Annotated in this window: 14 protein-coding genes; 3 read left to right on the forward strand and 11 right to left on the reverse strand. The window is 52.7% G+C overall.

Annotated features, from left to right (window positions below; translation table 11 throughout):
- The first annotated feature begins 88 nt into the window (after positions 1-88).
- Positions 89-1489, forward strand: a complete 1401-nt coding sequence (locus tag ACO0U8_RS15730; protein WP_421671184.1) for a PTS transporter subunit EIIC — start codon at positions 89-91, stop codon at positions 1487-1489.
- A 6-nt stretch (positions 1490-1495) separates the two neighbouring features.
- On the opposite strand, the gene ACO0U8_RS15735 is transcribed toward ACO0U8_RS15730, so the two are convergent.
- Positions 1496-2368 (reverse strand): fumarylacetoacetate hydrolase family protein, encoded by an 873-nt coding sequence (locus ACO0U8_RS15735; RefSeq protein ID WP_421671185.1) that lies wholly within the window; start codon positions 2366-2368, stop codon positions 1496-1498.
- 158 nt (positions 2369-2526) lie between these two features.
- On the opposite strand from ACO0U8_RS15735, the gene ACO0U8_RS15740 reads away from it, so the two are divergent.
- On the forward strand, positions 2527-3450 hold the full coding sequence (locus ACO0U8_RS15740; protein ID WP_183849351.1) for a LysR family transcriptional regulator: 924 nt from the start codon (positions 2527-2529) through the stop codon (positions 3448-3450).
- Positions 3451-3468: 18 nt separating this feature from the next.
- Here the strand turns inward: ACO0U8_RS15740 and ACO0U8_RS15745 are convergent, their stop codons facing one another.
- From ACO0U8_RS15745 to ACO0U8_RS15790, 10 genes are all read right to left on the reverse strand, one after another.
- Positions 3469-4434: an ABC transporter ATP-binding protein gene (locus tag ACO0U8_RS15745; RefSeq protein ID WP_056779662.1), complete on the reverse strand. Its 966-nt coding sequence runs from the start codon at positions 4432-4434 to the stop codon at positions 3469-3471.
- Positions 4431-5435 carry an ABC transporter ATP-binding protein gene (locus tag ACO0U8_RS15750; protein WP_421671186.1) on the reverse strand — a complete coding sequence of 335 codons (1005 nt, stop codon included), beginning with the start codon at positions 5433-5435 and terminating at the stop codon, positions 4431-4433. Before ACO0U8_RS15750 ends, ACO0U8_RS15745 begins: the two co-directional genes overlap by 4 nt.
- A complete protein-coding gene (opp4C, locus tag ACO0U8_RS15755) occupies positions 5432-6379 on the reverse strand; it encodes an oligopeptide ABC transporter permease (RefSeq protein ID WP_421671187.1) in 948 nt (315 codons plus the stop codon). Before opp4C ends, ACO0U8_RS15750 begins: the two co-directional genes overlap by 4 nt.
- The gene (locus ACO0U8_RS15760) at positions 6379-7338 is read right to left on the reverse strand and encodes an ABC transporter permease (protein WP_421671188.1); all 960 of its coding nucleotides are present in this window, start codon (positions 7336-7338) and stop codon (positions 6379-6381) included. The genes opp4C and ACO0U8_RS15760 overlap by 1 nt, the downstream gene beginning before the upstream one ends.
- Positions 7339-7389: 51 nt before the next feature.
- The gene (locus ACO0U8_RS15765; RefSeq protein ID WP_240993983.1) at positions 7390-9009 is read right to left on the reverse strand and encodes an ABC transporter substrate-binding protein; all 1620 of its coding nucleotides are present in this window, start codon (positions 9007-9009) and stop codon (positions 7390-7392) included.
- A 390-nt stretch (positions 9010-9399) separates the two neighbouring features.
- Positions 9400-10386 carry a replication initiation protein gene (locus ACO0U8_RS15770; RefSeq protein ID WP_056779676.1) on the reverse strand — a complete coding sequence of 329 codons (987 nt, stop codon included), beginning with the start codon at positions 10384-10386 and terminating at the stop codon, positions 9400-9402.
- A 1389-nt stretch (positions 10387-11775) separates the two neighbouring features.
- Positions 11776-11985, reverse strand: coding sequence for a plasmid partition protein ParG (locus ACO0U8_RS15775; RefSeq protein ID WP_056779680.1), 210 nt, complete (start codon positions 11983-11985; stop codon positions 11776-11778).
- On the reverse strand, positions 11982-12608 hold the full coding sequence (parA, locus tag ACO0U8_RS15780; RefSeq protein ID WP_056779683.1) for a ParA family partition ATPase: 627 nt from the start codon (positions 12606-12608) through the stop codon (positions 11982-11984). Before parA ends, ACO0U8_RS15775 begins: the two co-directional genes overlap by 4 nt.
- Before the next feature lie 1464 nt (positions 12609-14072).
- Entirely contained in the window at positions 14073-15158 is a 1086-nt protein-coding gene (locus tag ACO0U8_RS15785) for an ABC transporter ATP-binding protein (protein ID WP_136375820.1), read from the reverse strand.
- 251 nt (positions 15159-15409) lie between these two features.
- Positions 15410-16966, reverse strand: coding sequence for a PLP-dependent aminotransferase family protein (locus tag ACO0U8_RS15790; protein ID WP_421671189.1), 1557 nt, complete (start codon positions 16964-16966; stop codon positions 15410-15412).
- 138 nt (positions 16967-17104) lie between these two features.
- Between ACO0U8_RS15790 and ACO0U8_RS15795 the strand changes: the two genes are divergently transcribed.
- A complete protein-coding gene (locus ACO0U8_RS15795) occupies positions 17105-18373 on the forward strand; it encodes a 4-aminobutyrate--2-oxoglutarate transaminase (protein ID WP_136375818.1) in 1269 nt (422 codons plus the stop codon).
- The last annotated feature ends 1 nt before the right edge of the window (position 18374 follow it).

Genomic DNA, 18374 nt, shown 5'->3' on the forward strand with positions numbered 1-18374 from the left:
TTTAAAAAGGCGCGTCATTACACTCCCCTTCCATCTAACAATGAATAATTAATTTGTCGTCGCGGGGTTCAGGGTGAATACAGAAATAATGCATTCAGTGATTAAACTGGTGGGCGGTGCAGAAAATATCAATAAAGTCTGGCATTGCATGACCCGTCTGCGTTTTGATTTACACGACGAAAATAAAGTGGCCTGGGAGGAAATTAAAAACCTGCCCGGCGTGCTCGGTGCGCAAAGTCAGAGCGATCAGGTACAGATCATCATCGGACCCAGGGTGAATATCTGGTACGAGGCCATTGTCTCGCAGCTGGATCCGGTGAGCGTTAACGGCGATCCGGCAACAGGAAATGTTTCCACAAAAGGACGAAAAAGCCTGGTGTCGATGTTCATGGATACCGTCTCCGGCGTGTTCGGCCCGATCGTACCGGCCATTGCGGGCGCGGGGATGATCAAAGGTTTGCTGGCCGGACTCATCGCCCTGAAAGTGATATCGGCCAAAAGCGAAACGGTGATGATCATCGATTTGATCGCCAGCGGCGTGTTTTACTTCCTGCCATTTTTCCTCGCCGTTTCTGCGGCGAAGATCTTTAAAACCAATGAGTATCTGGCTGCCGCCGTGGCCGCCTGTCTGATGTATCCGACGTTGATGGACGCGGCGAAAGCGCTCGCCAGCCATACCTCCGGGGCACCCACCGCGCTGTACTTCATGGATGTGCTGCCGGTGTCTGTCTTCAACTATTCGGCGAGCGTGATCCCGGTGATTTTCTCGGTGCTGGCGCTGAGTTACATCCACCGCTGGGTGGATAAAATCATGCCGGACGTGCTGAAAACCGTATTTACCCCGACGCTGACCCTGTTTATCGCCGCGCTGGTGTCGCTGACGCTGATTGGTCCGGCGGGGATTTACCTCGGCAAGTTGCTGGCGTTTGGCATTCAGGGATTGTTCGACGTGTCGGCAGTGTTTGCCGGATTTATCGTCGGCGCGATCCGCCCGGTGGCGATCCTCACCGGGATGCATCACGCGATGACGCCGATTGCCTTGCAGAACTTCACCGACCAGGGCTGGGACATGCTGATGCCGATGATGTTTATGGCCAACATGGCGATTGCGGGATCGACCTTTGCGATTTACTTCCACGTTAAAACCCGCGAACAGAAATCCGTGGTGCTCTCTGCGGCGATTTCCGGCCTGCTGGGGATCACCGAACCGGCGCTGTTCGGCGTGCTGACGCGCTACAAAAAAGCCTTTATCGCCACCACCATCAGCAGTTCCGTGGCGTCGGCGTTTATCGCGTTCTTCGGCGTGCGGTTGTACGGCTATATTCTGTCGAGCATTTTCAGTCTGCCCGCTTATATCGGCCCGTACTTTATCTACATTCTGATGGGTGTGGTGCTGTCGCTGGGGCTGTCGTTTACGCTGACCTATCTGATGGTGGTCAAAAATAAAGGCACCGAACAAAGGGTGCCTCTGGTAAATCAAACGCGCTGAGACGTGTCAGGCCGCTGTCTTTGAATGCGTAATCTCAGACAGCGGTTCGTTCTCAATCAGATTGGTCAGCCGGCCAATATTTTCAATTTCCACTTCAATTTTGTCATTCTCATGCAGGAACAACGGCGGAACGCGGGTTTTGCCAACGCCGCCCGGTGAACCGGTCATGATCACATCGCCCGGCGAAAGCTGGGTAAAGGTGCTGATGTAGGCGATGATTTGCGGAATGGTATGGATCATATTGGCGGTGGTATCGTCCTGCACCAGCCGGTCGTTCAGCCAGGTTTTGATGCTCAGATTTTGCGGATCACCCACTTCGTCCGGCGTCACCATCCACGGGCCAAACGCGCCCGTTGACGGCCAGTTTTTACCGGCGGTGTACCATTTATGCTGCCAGTCACGCACCGAGCCATCCATATAGCAGCTATAACCGGCGATATAATCCAGCGCGTCTTCGGCGGAAATGTTGCGGCCGGTACGGCCGATAATGATCGCCAGTTCGCCTTCATAATCAAACTGCTCTGAAGAAGCCGGTTTGATGATGGTGCCGTTGTGGCCGACCTGAGAATCGGCAAAGCGGATAAACAGCGTGGGGGCCGGATTCGTTTCGTTAAACTCTTTGCGCTTTTCCGCGTAGTTCATGCCCACGCCGAAAATTTTGCCCGGACGGTCGATAACCGGCAGGAAGCTGATGTCGTTCAGCTGAAGATCCGCTGGCAGCTCAACGTAGCGTTGCAGCTCCTCAGGAGAATGGCGTGCCATGAATTCGTTAATATCCCGGCATCCTGAGTGGCTGCCGACGTCGACAATCCCCTGTGCCTGAAAGATGCCGAAGCTTTTGGTGTGGTCTTTATTGATGGTGAAATTAACAATTTTCATAGATGCACTTAGATTCTTATTTTACTTAAAACAGGTAAATTCGCTGGCGTTCGTGTTGCGAAAACGGCTTGCCCGTCGCAACGTTGGCGTGATTATTGACCCTGCCTCTCATGCCTTCTACTATATTTTATTATCAAATCGATGAATTTCAGGAATCAATGTTAAATAACAGAGACTTAGAGTATTTTGTAACGGCCGCAGAGATAATGAATTTGAGACTTGCGTCACAAAATTTAAATATAACTCAGCCTGCACTTTCGAAATCCATCACCCGTTTAGAGAAAGAACTGAACATCAAACTGTTCAAACGGGCAGGTCGCGGGCTGGAGCTGACCGAAGCGGGGCGGGTGCTTTATCAGCGTGGTTTAGCGCTGCAAAGTTCCTATCTTGAGCTTGGGGAAATCATGAATGAACTGAGCAGCGGCGCGGGCGGCATCGTTCGCGTGGGCGTCTCCGGTTCTGCCACGCAATTCTTACTGCCTGAAATCTGCAAAATGCTGCAATCGCAGGTGCCGAATATGAAACTGGAAATCCAGATCGGCATGAACGACGTGCTTTTTACCTTGCTGGAACGTCATGCGATCGATGTGATCATCGGGCCACTGGTCAATTACGACAGCCCGGTGGTGCAGTTGCCGGTGACCGCAGACCGGGTGATCGTCGCCGCCTCACGCGACCATCCGCTGGCCGGTAAACCCGCCAGCCTGCGTGAACTGAGCCGCTATGGCTGGATATTACCGGCGAAAACCGTCTCGATGCGTCAGTGGCTGGATAAAATGTTCTATGAAAATCACTGCCCGCCACCGGACGTTAAAGTGGAAATCAGTTCACTGGCCTCGGTGCCGGGGCTGATCGCGAAAAGCGGATTGCTGAGCTTTTTGTCGGAGAACATTCTGGTGGAAGAAGAATTTCTGTCGCGGCTGATCCGTATCGATAACGATCAGTTAGTGATGGAACGCCGGGTGGGCATCACCTGGCTGGAAGGCGCATTTCTCTCCCCCGCCACGCAAAAGGTGATCGACGTGACCAAAAGCGTCGGGCAAAAAATGCAGATGGAAGCCCGCCGGATCCTGGAAGACTGAATACCGGCGGGTAAGGGTTTACACCAGATGACAAGCCACGCGGTGACCGTTTTCCACTTCACGTAACGCCGGAATTGCCTCCCGGCAACGGGCTATGGCGTGCGGGCAACGGGTGTGGAAACGACAACCGGCGGGCGGTTTTGACGGATCCGGAATTTCCCCGCTGACCATCGCCACCGGTTCACTGTCAGGATCAAGCGTCGGCACCGCCGCCAGCAGCGCCTGCGTATAAGGATGCAGAGGCTGGCGAAACAGCGCATCGCGGCTGGCCGTTTCCACTAACTGGCCGAGATACATCACCGCCACGTCATCACACAGGTGTTCCACCACCCCGAGATCGTGCGAGATAAAAAGAAATGTCACGCCGTGATCGTCACGTAAATCCGAGAACAAATTGATGATCTGCGCCTGAATTGACACGTCTAGCGCGGAAATCGGTTCATCGGCAATAATGAAATCCGGTTGCAGGATCAGCGCGCGGGCGATGCCGATACGCTGGCGCTGCCCGCCGGAGAACTCGTGCGGGAAGCGGTTGTAATGTAGCGGCGACAGGCCGCAAATTTTCATCACCTCCGTCACTTTCCCGTGCAGTTGCGCCCGCGTACACAGCTTATGTTCCAGCATCGCTTCGCCGATGGCATCACCAATGCGGATGCGCGGGTTAAGCGAACTGTAGGGATCCTGAAACACCAGCTGGATTTTCGGGCGCAGCGCTTTCAGTTGTTTCGGCTTCAGGCCGTGCAGGTCTTCACCACGAAACTTCACGCTGCCCGCCGTTTTGTCATACAGCCCCAGCAGGGTCCGCCCGACGGTGGTTTTGCCACTGCCAGATTCACCCACCAGTCCAAAAATCGTGCCTTTGCGGATGTTAAAACTGACGCCATCCACGGCGCGCAGTTGCCCGGTTTCCTGACCGAACACGCCGTCGCGGATCGGGAAATACTTTTTCAGGCCATCCACTTCAATCAGATAGTCAGCGTTCATGGCTGCAGCTCCCTGTTTTTCGTCTCACCTGGCGTACTCAGCCCGCTGTAAAAACACGCCGCCTGCCTGAACTGCCCTTCCAGCGGCGGAATGCCCTGACGGCATCTTTCCGTGGCGCGGGAACAACGCTCGGTAAATGCGCAGTAAGGCGGAAGCGCGGCCAGATCCGGCACCTGACCGGGAATAGAGTACAAACGGCGGCGGCGCTCGCCCGGCGTCGGTCGGGAAGCGATCAGCCCCTGCGTGTAAGGGTGCAGCGGATTGCGCAGCACTTGTGCGGTCGCGCCCTGCTCGACAATTTTACCGGCGTACATCACCACCACGTGATCGGCCATCTGCGCGATCACGCCCAAATCGTGGGTGATCAGCATCAGCGCCATATGGTTTTTTTGCGCCTGTTCACGCAGTAAGCGCAGGATCTGCGCCTGCACGGTGACGTCCAGCGCGGTGGTCGGTTCATCGGCGATCAGCAACTGCGGCTTACAGCTCAGCGCCATCGCAATCATGATGCGCTGCAACATGCCGCCGGAAAGCTGATGCGGATAACTTTTCATCAGGCTTTCCGCCCGCGCCAGCCCGACGTTGCTGATCATCTGCGTTGCCTGTGCCCAGGCTGATTTCGGTGATTCACCGAGATGGCGGATAAGCGGCTCGACCAGCTGTTCACCGAGAGTCAGCACCGGGTTCAGTGCCGTCATCGGCTCCTGGAAGATCATCGCCAGCTCATTGCCGCGTAAATCGGCCATCTGCGAAGGCCGCAGTTTGAGTAAGTCGCGCCCCTGAAAAAGGATCTCGCCGCCATCGATACGCGCAGCCTGTGGCGGTAACAGCCCCATCAGCGACATCGCCGTGACGCTTTTTCCGCAACCGGATTCACCGACAATGCCGACCGTCTGACCGGGCTGAACGTCAAACGTCACATCCTGCACGGCGCGCACGCGACCCTGATCGCTGGAAAATGACAGGGAAAGCTGGTTAAAACGGATTAACGGTGACGTCATTTTTTGCTCCGTTTCAGTTTAGGATCGAGCGCGTCACGCAGGCCATCGCCCAGCACGTTAATCGCAATCACCGTAATAAAGATCGCCACACCCGGCGGCATCCATAGCCACGGACGGCGCTGGAAATCGATCAGGCTGTTGGCCGCATCCATCATATTTCCCCACGACGGCGTTGGCGGCACCACGCCCAGCCCCAGATAACTGAGCGCAGATTCGCTGAGAATGGCGTTTGCCACGGCCATCGTCGCCATCACCACCAGAATGGGTACGGTATTCGGCAACAAATGGCCGAACAGGCGACGGCGCGGGGACAGGCCGAGCACCTGCGTCGCCAGCATGAAATCGCGTTCGCGCAGGGAGAGAATTTGCCCGCGCACCAGACGCGCCAGTTTCGGCCATTCAAGCAAACTGAGCATGACGATCACCATGTACACGCGGGAATCCGGCGAAAAATCCATTTCAGACAGCATCGCGCCCATCACGATCAGCAGCGGCAGGCTGGGAATGGTCATCACCAGATCGGCAAACCGCATGATGATCTTATCGGTGATACCGCCGACATAGCCGGATACCGCGCCCATCAGATACCCGAGCGTGACGGAAAGCAGCATGGTTAACATGCCGATAATCAGTGAGATACGCCCCGCCAGCAGCAATCGCGTATAGACATCGCGCCCGAGGAAATCGGTGCCCAGCCAGTGCTCTGCATTGGGCGCTTTGTTGATCATCAGCGCGTCCGTGGCGTCATCCTGCCAGGGAGAATAGTAAGGGCCCACTATGCACCAGATCGCCATCACCAGCAGCAGAACCAGACAAAACATCGCCAGACGGTTCTGGCGCAACGCCCGCCACGCCTGCCGCCACGGTGACGGTGTCACCTGGGCCAGCACCGGAATGTGCGCTTCGCGCAGGCGGCGTTGGGTTGAGAATAAAGAGCCAAACATCACGACCTCACACGAATGCGCGGGTCAGCCCACGCATACAGCACGTCGGCAATCAGATTGCCAAGAATGGTTAATACCGCCAGAAACAGGGTGAATCCCATCAGAACCGGGTAATCACGCGCCGCCAGCGAATCAATATGAATGTGCCCTGCCCCCGGCCAGTTAAAGACTTTTTCAGTGATAAGCGCCCCGGAAAACAGCCCCGGCAGCTCAAACCCCAGCAAGGTGATAATCGGCAGCAGCGCATTTCTCAGCGCGTGCTTCAGGATAACGGTGCGCTCACGCAACCCTTTGGCGCGTGCAGTACGGATGAAATCCATGCGCACCACGTCCAGCATGCTGGCGCGGAAATAACGCGTCAGGCTGCCCGCCTGCAGCATCACCAGGGCCACGACCGGTAACACCAGATGCGCGGCCACCTGCATCACCCACGCCCAGCCTGTGGCATCACTGCCGGTATTGGTCATGCCGCCCACCGGCAACCAGTGCAGATCAACGGCGAACCATTTGATCAGCAGCAGGCAAAGGAAAAACGTCGGGAAGGACATCGCGGCGAAGATAACCACGCTCACCACGTGATCGAACAAAGAATACGGCTTCATCGCCGAGACAATGCCGACCGCCAGCGCGATCCCCCAGTACAACACCATCGCAATGGCCGCGAGCAGGAAGGAATTCCAGATATACTGGTTCAGCAGTTGGCTGACGGGGATCTGATATTGCAGCGAAAAGCCCAGATCGCCGCGCAGCAGATTGCCCAGCCAGTGCAGATAGCGGCTGAGCAACGGTTGATCCAGGCCGTATAAGGCTTTCAGTTCAGCTGCACGTTGCGCGGTCAGCGTGATATTGCCATCGATAAAATCGCCCGGCGTTTTGGCAAACAGCATGAAGATGAGCAGCGAAGCGAGGAACAACATCGGAATGGTTTGAAGCAAACGACGCAGAATGAAATTTCTCATGACTTTCTCATTGAAGCTGCCGGAATAGCCCGGCAGCGTCGTTATTTCTGATTATTTGACGATTTTGACGTCCGGCAGACTGCCGGTCAGGCCGTTATAGATATCCGGTTTAAAACCGGTCACGCGGGCGCTGCTGGCGGAAAGGATTTTACGGTTGCCGAGCAGGATCACCGGCGGATCGTTTGCCAGGACTTTGTACAGCTCGTGGTAGATCGGCTTTCGCTTTTCGATATCCAGCGTGGCGTTCCCTTCGTTGATCAGCTTATCGACCTGAGGGTTGTTGTAACCCGATTCAGTCGCCTCGGTGCTGTAGTAATCCCACACGCCATCGTGCGGATCGTTAAGCGTGCTGGTGCTGAACGACGCCAGATCGTAGTTGCCCGCTTTACGCTGTGACATCAGGGCATTGAAGTCCACCACCTGCGGTTTCAGCAGGACGCCAATCTTCTGATAGTCTTCTTTCGCAATCGGGATCAGCGCATCATTGAGCACTTTTTTGCTGACCAGCAGCGTCAGTTCGAGACGTTTACCGTCTTTCACGCGGATCCCGTCACCGCCGACTTTCCAGCCCGCTTCATCCAGTAATTTCTTCGCCTGTGCCGGATCGAATTTGTACGGGTTCACGCCGTCAGTGTTGTACGCCCAGGAGATCGGCGCGATCGGCTCAACCGCCACGGTGCCGTAACCCTGATACACCACGTCGATCAATTTCTGCCGATCCAGCCCGTAAATCAGTGCCTGACGCACTTTCACATCCTGCAAAGCCGGGCGACGGACGTTAAATTCAATCTTGCTGTAATCGCTGGATCCGTACAGGTTGATGTTGGCGAAGCCGAGCATTTTCAGCTGTTCGATATCATCCGGACGGGAAGTGAACGCGTCATAATCGGTATCGCCGGTCTGGAACAGCTGGAAGTTAGTTGACGGATTCGTCACACGATAGATAAAGCGGGGCGTTGGCGGCACGCCGCGATAGTAGTTGGCGTTGGCGTGGAAGCGGATCTCCTGCCCCGGAATGTATTTGTCATACACATACGGGCCGTTGCCCAGCGGTTTGCCGTGCAGCGTGCGCAGCGTATCGAGATTTCCGCGCTGATAGCCTTTGCCGTAATAGGCTTTGGAGAGCACCGGTCCGCCGATTTTTTGCAGCGTGGTGGCGCCCGGTTGCGTGGTGGTGACCTGCAACGTCAGCGGATCCACCACTTTCAGGCCGCTCACGCTGTCAGCTTTGCCCTGTTTGTATTCATCACCTCCGGCAATGTGTGCCAGCGTGATATCGGTATCACCGTCGTATTTCGGGTCATACAGCACCGTCAGCGTAAACGCGACGTCTTCGGCGGTCAGCGGCGAACCATCGCTGAACTTCAGATCCGGGCGCAGTTTAATGGTGTAGGTTTTGCCATCCGGGCTGACGGTCCAGCTCTGCGCCAGACCTGGAACCAGTTTGCCCTGGCTGTCCCAGTCGATCAGACGGGCGAAAATCACGTTCGTGACGTTTTCATCCCAGCCATTAACGAAGAAGTACGGGTTAAAAATCCCCTGAGGTTCGGAGATCCCGGCGATCACCGTGTCCGTGCGCAGTTTCGCCGCCGCAGGCACCTGGCTGGCATCGGTGGCCGGGGTGATGCCTTCTTTTAAAACATCATCAGCGAATGCGAAAGAGGACAGCATCACGGCGCTGGCCAGCAATGCAATTTTAAAAGAAGCAGTACGGCGCGCGCGTGTTGCGGCTGGCGCGAGTGCAGAGCGTAATAACGTAGCCAAAAGAGATCCCTCATCATGAGTGTGCAAACGGTTTACAAAACATGACAAAGAGTAAGGATGCGATTTGGCCTTGTCTAACAACGAAATAGTATGCCTTATAGCTTTTACAAAGCTTGCTGTTAAAGCCACCAAAACGGGTAATGTGGAAAGATTTCCTGATATCACCCAGTAAGCACTCACTCACTTATTAGGGCTTGCAGTATGCGGATCGGCCTCCTGCCCGCCTGTATTTTTTCCAAAGAAAAACGGCGTATCTTCATCAGATACGCCGTTGGTTTTTATTTATTGTTAAAGCAATCAGGCAGCGGCTTTCTTGCTGCGGGCGCTGACCTCGGCGAGGATCTCTTTTTGCTTGTTCTTCTCGCCGATCATCTTGTACCAGCCAGATAACTTGCGCAGATCCGGCAGCGTGGCCTTCTCTTCCACATCGTACGCGCTGAGTTTATCGCGATACTCTTCAAAGATGGCGATACAACGGCGTGCCCACTCACCTTCCAGCGCAGAGCCTGCCACGGCCCGCGGACGGCGTGGTAAGCGCGGACGCAGCGGTTTGCTGGCTTCTGGCGCGGACTCATCCACATACGCGAACTTGATCGATACTACGGTTCTGCCCTGCTTGACCGGCTCCCAGACGACGGAGATGTCGGTGTTGGCGTTGATCCGGTTGATCGTCGGTTCAAGCAGCTTCTGGCGGAAGTCACGATAGTCCTCGTATTTGCCCGCCAAACCGGCCTTCTCGCGCATCCAGTTGAGATCCAGGGTCACTTCGATGGCTTTGCCGCTGCGACGCCCGTAGAGGTTCTTGGCTTTGATTAACCACCCGTAGAGTCGCACGGAGAACGGCGTATCCAGTTTGGCGATGTTCGCAAAATTCAGTTTGGTAAAAGATTCTTTAAGTTCATACAGATACGGCGCAACGTCCTGGCCGAACCGCAACACCACTGCACTGTGATCGTCACTACTCACATACTCGAGACGTGAGAACCAGGATAACTGGACGGTGCGAACCTTGCCGGTTTTGACATCGGGTTTGTAGATCGTCACCGGTTTTTTCATCAGGCTTTCCGCCGCTTCACGCAGCTGCCGGTGGCTGCTGGTCGGGTTCACCCCGTAGATCCGCTGATAATCCTGCGGGAAGAGGCGATACAACGTGTCTGGTTGCGGTTTCCTGCTATCAATTTGAGCCAGAGCCAGGTTCAGCAGGCGCATTTCATCCAGAGTGACGCTGTAAGCGCCTTCCAGAAGATCGTTCCCCTGAACTACGGTCAGTTTATTCAGTTCCATGTAGCAGGATCCATAGGTGGAAAGTAGGTAAATTATTCCACATAAAAAATGCCGACGTAAAGTAAAAACAGGGGTTATTTATTCATTTAATTTCAATTAATTAGCAAAGGATCCGAAAAGCGTGATCAGGAAAAATCTCCACATATTGATTTCAGAACAGGCAAGGATCCTTTTTTTAACATGTTGGATCATCACTCTTTTTACAGGAAATAACTCCACATAAGCACACGTCGGTCAACCCGCCAGATCCCCGAGACTTTACGCCCCAACACCTGAAATCCGCCCCGTGACTACAGATAATCTTTCCACATTAGCGTTTGCTCAGGTGAATAATCGTACGAAATCAATGTGTGACCCGTCTCTCACTTCATACAGCCCCGGCGGATCGCCCTCCTCCCTCCCCTGAACAGGAAAAAACTCCACATATGCGTCGTCGTGGGATCAGATAATCTTTCCACATGTATGGCACAGCGATCATCAGACAAGGAAATGTCTCCACATTTGGCGATTCCGGGGATCACAGGAAAAGTTTCCACATAAAGACTGTGAAGGGATCAGGAAATCTTTCCACCTGTCTGATAAAACCGGCGCTGGGGAGCACGCTGTTCAGCACTCATTGCGCGTGAATGATCAGATAATGTCTCCACATATCTTCGTGTGACATTGTCACTTATAATCTAACCCATTGATTTATATGAGGTGAGAAATACGCGAGTGATTAACACATGCGGGTTAAGATCAGATAATCCTTCCACATATGGTCCGGCAGGGATCAGATAATCTTTCCACATATGCTCATTTGCTGTGAAAAATCTGATGCCGATCCCCTGCCGCTGCCGGTAATGGGATCCAAAAGTGACATAAAAAGGGTAACGTGACGCTGTCACAGGAAATTATTCCACATATGCGGGATTGTGCGGGGATCAGGAAATGTGTCCACCTTTGAGGAAAAACGCTTTCTGGCAGTCAGTTAGCCGGAGAAACGTTAGAATGAGCGTACGCACACCTGCCACAGCAAGATATCAACAGAAAATCTCTCCACGCTTATAATTATCTGATCCCTAAAGAAATTATCCACAGGAAAAAACTCTACATTGATCATGAAAAGGATCCACATCTAACAGGAACGATCTCCACCGCAGACAGGAAAACTCTCCACGATAGCGCTTGTAACCTGCTAATTTATATAGTGAAAAACATGTCTTAAAGAGAAAGATCTAAACTTAAAAAAGAAACAAAAGACTATGTGATCTTTGGATCTTCTAAACCGTGCAAAGGGGCTTCAGGAAAGGATAAGGCGGAAGGGAAAGTGTCATTCTGTCAGTGGGTTGAGAGAGGTTCTGCCAGAACGGATCTTGTCGCAGACCCGCTCCGGCATAAATCTTCAGATCACGAACGTTCGTTATTGATAAGCCAGCCCTGGATTAATTCCGTCAGCACGTCTTTCATTTCACGATCTTGCAGGAAACAGCTGGTCTTAAACCGGCGATGTAACTCTTCATCGATATTGGTTTGCAGTTTTTTCACTGAAGCGGGTGGCTTTGCTACGGCGTCCAGTGCGGTAGTCAGCTGTCTGTGCTGCCCAAGTTTCATTTTCATTTCAACAACTCCGTGATTTCTTTGGTCATAATTTCTATCTCACCCTTTGCGTTACCATCTGTCGTATCGAAAACGGTACCGCCATCCATCATGGTGCGAATGTAAACCTGGCGCTGAGTGGTGCCGGTGCGTAATGCAGGCACGCCAGTGTCAGCGATGGATGCTTTAAGGACTTCCAGCATTTTTGCCGAGGCGACTTTTTTGGTGATCAGGAAACGAGCAATGACGGGCTGAAGGTTTTCACGGGCTTCAACGACGGCCAGGATTGCGCCACAAGCTGCAAAATCTAAAGGTGACGGTGTCACGGGGATCAGCACTAAATCACTGACCATCACCGCAGCCGATGAGATTGCAGAAATTGCCGCTGCCCCGTCAATGACGACGTAATCATATTCCTTCAACTGCTTACGTACGGTATAGACTTCTTTCTCAGATGCTGCTTCGGCCAGATCGAACTGACATTTGCTATCATCGTACCAGTTACTGATGCTTCCCTGTGGGTCGGTATCGACCATCACGACCTTATGACCTTGTCTTGCAAGACAGGTAGCAATGTTAATGGAGGTCGTGGTCTTCCCTACCCCGCCCTTCCCGTTCAGGAAGGAAATAATTTTCGCTGCCATAACATCCTCTTGATGAAGCGTCGGTAAGTTGCTTGCATCCTAAAATGCTAAGATTTCAGGATTCAAAAATATTATAATCATAGGATTCTGAGATTTACTAATCCATGAATCACAGGATTGAGATGATACTATAAGGTTTGTATCCAGGGATTACAATATTTAAGGATTATCGAATTGTACCATCTCGTGATTACAGGATTATAGAATTCGAAGGTTTGCGCTCACGCGTAAGGTTGAAAAGAGATTTGTTGTTATCACAGGTGGCAAAGATTTTATGATGCAAGGATTTCAGAATCACAAAATCTCAGGATGAGATAATGCCACAATTCTCGGATGTTGAATGTGATCAGGAGTCTCCTTACTGTCACAGGCTATTATGTCCTAACCTCTAAAAATAGTCTGGACAGACAAAACGGAACCATTACGCTCTCACTATCTCACTATCTCACTATCTCACTATCTCACTATCTCACTATCTCACTATCTCACTATCTCACTATCTCACTATCTCACTATCTCACTATCTCACTATCCTGTGATTATTGAATGGCAGGATTCTTGAAGTGTGAGGATTCATTTATCCTGAGGTTTTATGATTCTGTGATTCCGCGCTCATTGAATCCAACAGCCTGTAATCTTGTGCTTTCATTCTTATGGGATGCCAGGATTGGGTTATCATATGATTCTGTGAGTAGCCTATCCTGGGTTTACAGCACATAAGAATCCTAAGATTTCAGGATTCAGGAATGCAGGGATACAGGGAATCACATGATAGTCAGGATGGCAGGATTCCGTCGCTACGTGATAATCCGGGGATTATAACATCCTGAGCACCAGTTTGATTATGAGATTCCAGGATGCTGATACCATCGCGTTAAACATAACCTCGAACGTAATCATGAGATTATATGATTATTCAATAATCCTGAAATCTTGGGATTGTTGCGTGATTATGAGATTTCAGGATTCTCATTACTTATGCATATCTGTATGTAATATATATATATTTATATTATCTGGTGTTGGAATTCAATGATCCTGGGATTTATTGAGGATTATAATATCCTGGGATGCAGTTCTGTGATTACAGAATCATGAGATTATTTTGCAGGTATGTTGGGATTACGGGATTCAGGGATTTAATCTCGGGATTTCAGAATCCTGTAACCAGATCGATGGTAGTATCCGGGGATGTGATGATTCTGTAAGTAAATCCCGAGATAATATCATCCTGAGATGATAGGATTTAAAGGTGTTTGAAAACGGTGGATTCAATAATCAAAGGATTCCAGGAGCATGGAATTAACATGGTTACAGAATTACAGAATTACAGAATTACAGAATTACAGAATTACAGAATTACAGAATTACAGGATGTTGAGATGTTGAGATGTTGAGATGTTGAGATGTTGAGATGTTGAGATGTTGAGATTATAGAGGTATCGGGATGATACCTCTATGGAATTAATGCGTGATGACATCAAGAGCACGAAGGTGCTCGGGTTGCCATGAAAGCATAACCTCAGTTCCCGGCTGCCATTCCGGACGCAACGTGGCGGCAGAAAGTTTCACCATGAAATTATCTTGTCCTGCCACTTCTGTGATCATACGGACGTGATCGCCTAAATAGATAAACTGTTTGATTCTTGCTTTGACCGTTTCCATGCCCGGCTGATGATCATTTACGGTGATGCGTTCAGGCCGAATCGATAGCAGGATTTTTCTGCCTGGCGAACTTGGGCGAATTTTGACTGCCCGTAACTCAGTGCCGTCATCAAGTGATGCGCGGTAAAAAATACCTTCTGCTGATGTATGCGTGGCGAGCAGGCTGTTATTTTCACCGATGAATTGCGCGACAAAAGCATTATCAGGTTTCTCATAAATTACGCTCGGGCTGTCCATCTGCTGGATAACGCCGTCATTAAACACCGCCACCCGGTCTGACATCGTCATCGCTTCACTCTGATCATGCGTGACATACACGATAGTGAGATCGAGCATGTGGTGCAGTTGCTTAATCTCCATCTGCATGTGTTCACGCAATTGTTTATCCAGCGCGCCAAGTGGCTCATCCATCAGAACCAACTTTGGTTCAAATACCAGCGCGCGGGCCAGCGCCACACGCTGCTGCTGACCGCCGGACATTTGCGCCGGATAGCGGTCAGCCAGGGGTTTCAGTTTGACCATATCCAGAATGCGGTCGACTTTCTCTTTGATGTCAGATTTGTTCAGACGGCGAATGGTCAGCGGAAACGCCAGGTTTTCAGCCACTGTCATGTGCGGAAACAGCGCATAATTCTGGAAAACCATACCGATATCGCGCTGGTGGGGCGGCAAGTTGTGCAAGGGCTTGTCTCGCAGAAGAATTTCACCCTGGGTCGGTGTTTCAAAACCAGCGAGCATCATCAGGCTGGTGGTTTTGCCCGATCCCGACGGGCCCAGCAAGGTGAGAAACTCACCCTCGTGAACATCGAGATTGAGGTTTTTAACCACCAGTTTATCGCCATCGTAGCTCTTCTTGATATTTTTGAAGCTCACATACGTTCTCATCACAGACACTCCACAGATAAAAATACGCGATTACGCGACAGCAGAAACCGGCATGGATTGTGCATAAAACATCCTCTGAAGGATCGTTTGCGCGGTGTTATTAAAAATCTTTACCACCCGTATCTGAGCCAAACAAGTCATTTCTGACAAATTAGCGCAAAAAAATAGCCTGAGAGAAATCTCGCAGGATTATGAATTTTATTGCTATTTTTAAAATGTGAATACTTTTTGCTAGCACGTTCACAACGACGTTATGCAGGATCAGGCAAGTTTGCGTCCGGTTCAGTTTTCACCTTCTCACCATGCCGGGTTGCACCTTGTCGTTGCAGCCTGCGCTTAAGACAGTCAACGATGTGTGCGAAAGCAGGCCCGATGTCCTCTTCCGGAACGCACCCGTAGCCCAGCAGCAGACCCCGCCGCGGAGCGGGGCGCAGGTAGTAGGCGGAGAGCGGTCGGGTGAGCACATTTTTTTGTTCCAGTTCGGCGCTTAAGGCCACATCGTCAATCGCGTCGGGCAGTGAAAGGATCAGATGCAGCCCGGCGTTACTGTTTTCACACACAAATTCCGGACCTAGTTCCTGTTCGATCAGGCGGGTCAGGGCGCTGCGACGTTTACCGTAAATCAGCCGCATCCGGCGGATATGGGCGGCGTAATGTCCATCACTGATAAATTCGGCGAGTGTCAGCTGCGTTAACCCGTTGCCGCCACGGTATAACTCGGAATGCGCGATTTTAAGGCGCGATGCCAGAGGGCGGGGCAAAACCACATAGCTGATGCGCATGGCGGGATACAGCGTTTTACTGAAAGTGCCGATATAAATCACTGGCGCATCACTGCTTAGCCCCTGCAGCGCAGGGATCGGGCTGCCGGAATAACGGAACTCACTGTCGTAATCATCTTCCACGATCCAGCTTCCCTGCTGCGCCGCCATTGCGAGAATCTTCTGTCGACGCGCCAGGCTCATCACCGAACCCAGCGGATAGTGATGTGACGGTGTCACGCATATCAGCTTCGGCGCACGGCTTTCCGGCGCGGATTCCGGCGGATTCATGCCGTTCTCGTCCACCTCAACCGGGTGCGTTTCCACACCATTCACCGACAATACGTTACGAATCCCCCAGTAACTCGGCTCTTCAATCCAGGCCACATCGCCGGGATCGCACAGCATTTTCGCCAGTAAATCCAGCGCCTGATGCGTCCCTGCGGTGATGAGGATCTGGTCCGGTGTGCAGTCGACTGAGCGTGCGACGCGCAGGTAGTCGGCCAGCGCCTGCTGCAAGGGCGGGCAGCCACCGTGGCGGGAGTAGGTGAGAAACTCAGGATGCAGCCGGCGGCTGAGGCGGTTTTGCAATTTTCGCCAGACATCATGCGGGAACTGAGTAACATCCGGCACGCCGGGCATGAACGCGCCCCACTGGTGCGAGGCTACGCCGGTTCGCGTCAGCAGTTGCGACCCCCGCCGGGAGAGCGTGACGTGGCTGCGAACCGGTGAACATTGGGTCGCCGTTTTATCGGCAATGACGCCGTCTTTCGGTAAATCGGCGGTGACGAACGTCCCGCTGCCTGTCCGGGTCTGAATATATCCCTCAGCCTGCAGTTGTTCATAAGCGGCGAGCACCGTATTACGCGAAATATCCAGTTCTTTAGCAAGGTCACGGGAGGCAGGAAGACGGCTGCCGGGGCTGATGCTGCCATCGAAGATAGCCTGTTGTAATGCCTGATAAACCCGCTTATTCAGGGTGCCGGGTAAGGCCGCTGAAATGCTGTTTAGCCGTTGCAAAATGAGGTCAGAAAGCAGAGAGCGCAAAAGTGGATCCTCGAAATAAACAGAACTGGTTCTGGATTATAGGGCCGCTGACAGGATAAAAAACAAGGGCGGATAACAAATTTCACATGTCCTTTACCCGTAACCTACAAAATATCAGCCTTCAGGCAGGAGCAAGAGATGAGTCACAGCGAACTGGAAAAACGCCGTAAAGAAGCGACACCGCGCGGTGTCGGCGTCATGTGTGATTTCTACGCAGCGAAAGCAGAAAATGCCACGCTGTGGGATGAAGAGGGCAGGGAGTACATCGATTTTACAGCGGGGATCGCCGTGCTCAATACCGGCCATCGTCACCCGAAAATTGTGGATGCCATCCGCAAACAGCTCGATCAGTTTACGCATACGGCCTATCAGATTGTGCCTTACGCCAGCTTTGTCACGCTGGCAGAGCGCATCAACGCCATTTCTCCGGTGGCTGGAAAAGCCAAAACCACCTTTTTCTCCACCGGCGCTGAAGCGGTAGAAAACGCGGTGAAGATTGCCCGCGCAGCCACCGGCCGCCCTGGCATCATTACGTTCTCCGGCGCGTTTCATGGCCGCACCCTGCTGACGATGGCGCTGACCGGAAAAGTGGTGCCGTACAAAGTGGGCTTCGGGCCTTTCCCGGCGTCAGTATTCCACGCGCAGTTCCCCAATGCGCAGCACGGTGTTAGCACAGAAGCGGCGCTGGAGAGCATCGAACGTATTTTCCGCAGTGACATCAGCCCGCAGCAGGTCGCCGCGATAGTGTTTGAACCGGTACAGGGCGAGGGCGGTTTCAACATCGCGCCGGAAGAATTCGTCAAAGGATTGCGCGCGCTGTGCGACCGTCACGGCATCGTGCTGATCGCCGACGAAGTGCAAAGCGGCTTTGCGCGCACCGGCAAAATGTTTGCGATGGAATATTACGGCGACGCTAAACCGGATTTAGTCACCATGGCGAAAAGCCTGGGTGGCGGGATGCCGATTTCCGGTGTCACCGGCCGGGCTGAGCTGATGGATGCGCCTGAACCCGGCGGCCTCGGCGGGACCTATGCCGGTAACCCGCTGGCGGTGGCGTCTGCGCTGGCGGTGCTGGATATCATCGAAGAAGAAAAGTTGTGCGATCGTGCTAACCGTCTCGGTGCTGAACTGGTTGAGGTGCTGGAAAAAGCCAAAGCCAGCTGCCCGGCGCTGGTGGACGTGCGTGCCCGCGGCTCCATGGTGGCGGCTGAATTTAACGATCCGGCCACAGGAAAACCTTCGCCTGAACTGACCAAACAGTATCTGCGCAAAGCGCTGGATGCCGGTTTACTGATGCTGAGCTGCGGCGTACACGGTAACGTGATCCGTTTCCTGTATCCGCTGACCATTCCCGACGCTCAGTTCAAAGCCGCACTGGCGATTTTGTCCCGCGTACTGGCTGAATGAG

It is taken from the genome of Rahnella sp. EDr1-12 (assembly GCF_049206505.1).
In the GTDB taxonomy this organism is placed as follows: domain Bacteria; phylum Pseudomonadota; class Gammaproteobacteria; order Enterobacterales; family Enterobacteriaceae; genus Rahnella; species Rahnella rivi.

What these genes read in the sequence shown, in the direction of transcription:
- ACO0U8_RS15730 (WP_421671184.1), top strand. Translation starts at nt 89, where the DNA reads ATGCATTCAGTGATTAAACTGGTGGGCGGTGCAGAAAATATCAATAAA.
- ACO0U8_RS15735 (WP_421671185.1), bottom strand. Translation starts at nt 2,368, where the DNA reads ATGAAAATTGTTAATTTCACCATCAATAAAGACCACACCAAAAGCTTC.
- ACO0U8_RS15740 (WP_183849351.1), top strand. Translation starts at nt 2,527, where the DNA reads ATGTTAAATAACAGAGACTTAGAGTATTTTGTAACGGCCGCAGAGATA.
- ACO0U8_RS15745 (WP_056779662.1), bottom strand. Translation starts at nt 4,434, where the DNA reads ATGAACGCTGACTATCTGATTGAAGTGGATGGCCTGAAAAAGTATTTC.
- ACO0U8_RS15750 (WP_421671186.1), bottom strand. Translation starts at nt 5,435, where the DNA reads ATGACGTCACCGTTAATCCGTTTTAACCAGCTTTCCCTGTCATTTTCC.
- opp4C (WP_421671187.1), bottom strand. Translation starts at nt 6,379, where the DNA reads ATGTTTGGCTCTTTATTCTCAACCCAACGCCGCCTGCGCGAAGCGCAC.
- ACO0U8_RS15760 (WP_421671188.1), bottom strand. Translation starts at nt 7,338, where the DNA reads ATGAGAAATTTCATTCTGCGTCGTTTGCTTCAAACCATTCCGATGTTG.
- ACO0U8_RS15765 (WP_240993983.1), bottom strand. Translation starts at nt 9,009, where the DNA reads ATGCTGTCCTCTTTCGCATTCGCTGATGATGTTTTAAAAGAAGGCATC.
- ACO0U8_RS15770 (WP_056779676.1), bottom strand. Translation starts at nt 10,386, where the DNA reads ATGGAACTGAATAAACTGACCGTAGTTCAGGGGAACGATCTTCTGGAA.
- ACO0U8_RS15775 (WP_056779680.1), bottom strand. Translation starts at nt 11,985, where the DNA reads ATGAAAATGAAACTTGGGCAGCACAGACAGCTGACTACCGCACTGGAC.
- parA (WP_056779683.1), bottom strand. Translation starts at nt 12,608, where the DNA reads ATGGCAGCGAAAATTATTTCCTTCCTGAACGGGAAGGGCGGGGTAGGG.
- ACO0U8_RS15785 (WP_136375820.1), bottom strand. Translation starts at nt 15,158, where the DNA reads ATGAGAACGTATGTGAGCTTCAAAAATATCAAGAAGAGCTACGATGGC.
- ACO0U8_RS15795 (WP_136375818.1), top strand. Translation starts at nt 17,105, where the DNA reads ATGAGTCACAGCGAACTGGAAAAACGCCGTAAAGAAGCGACACCGCGC.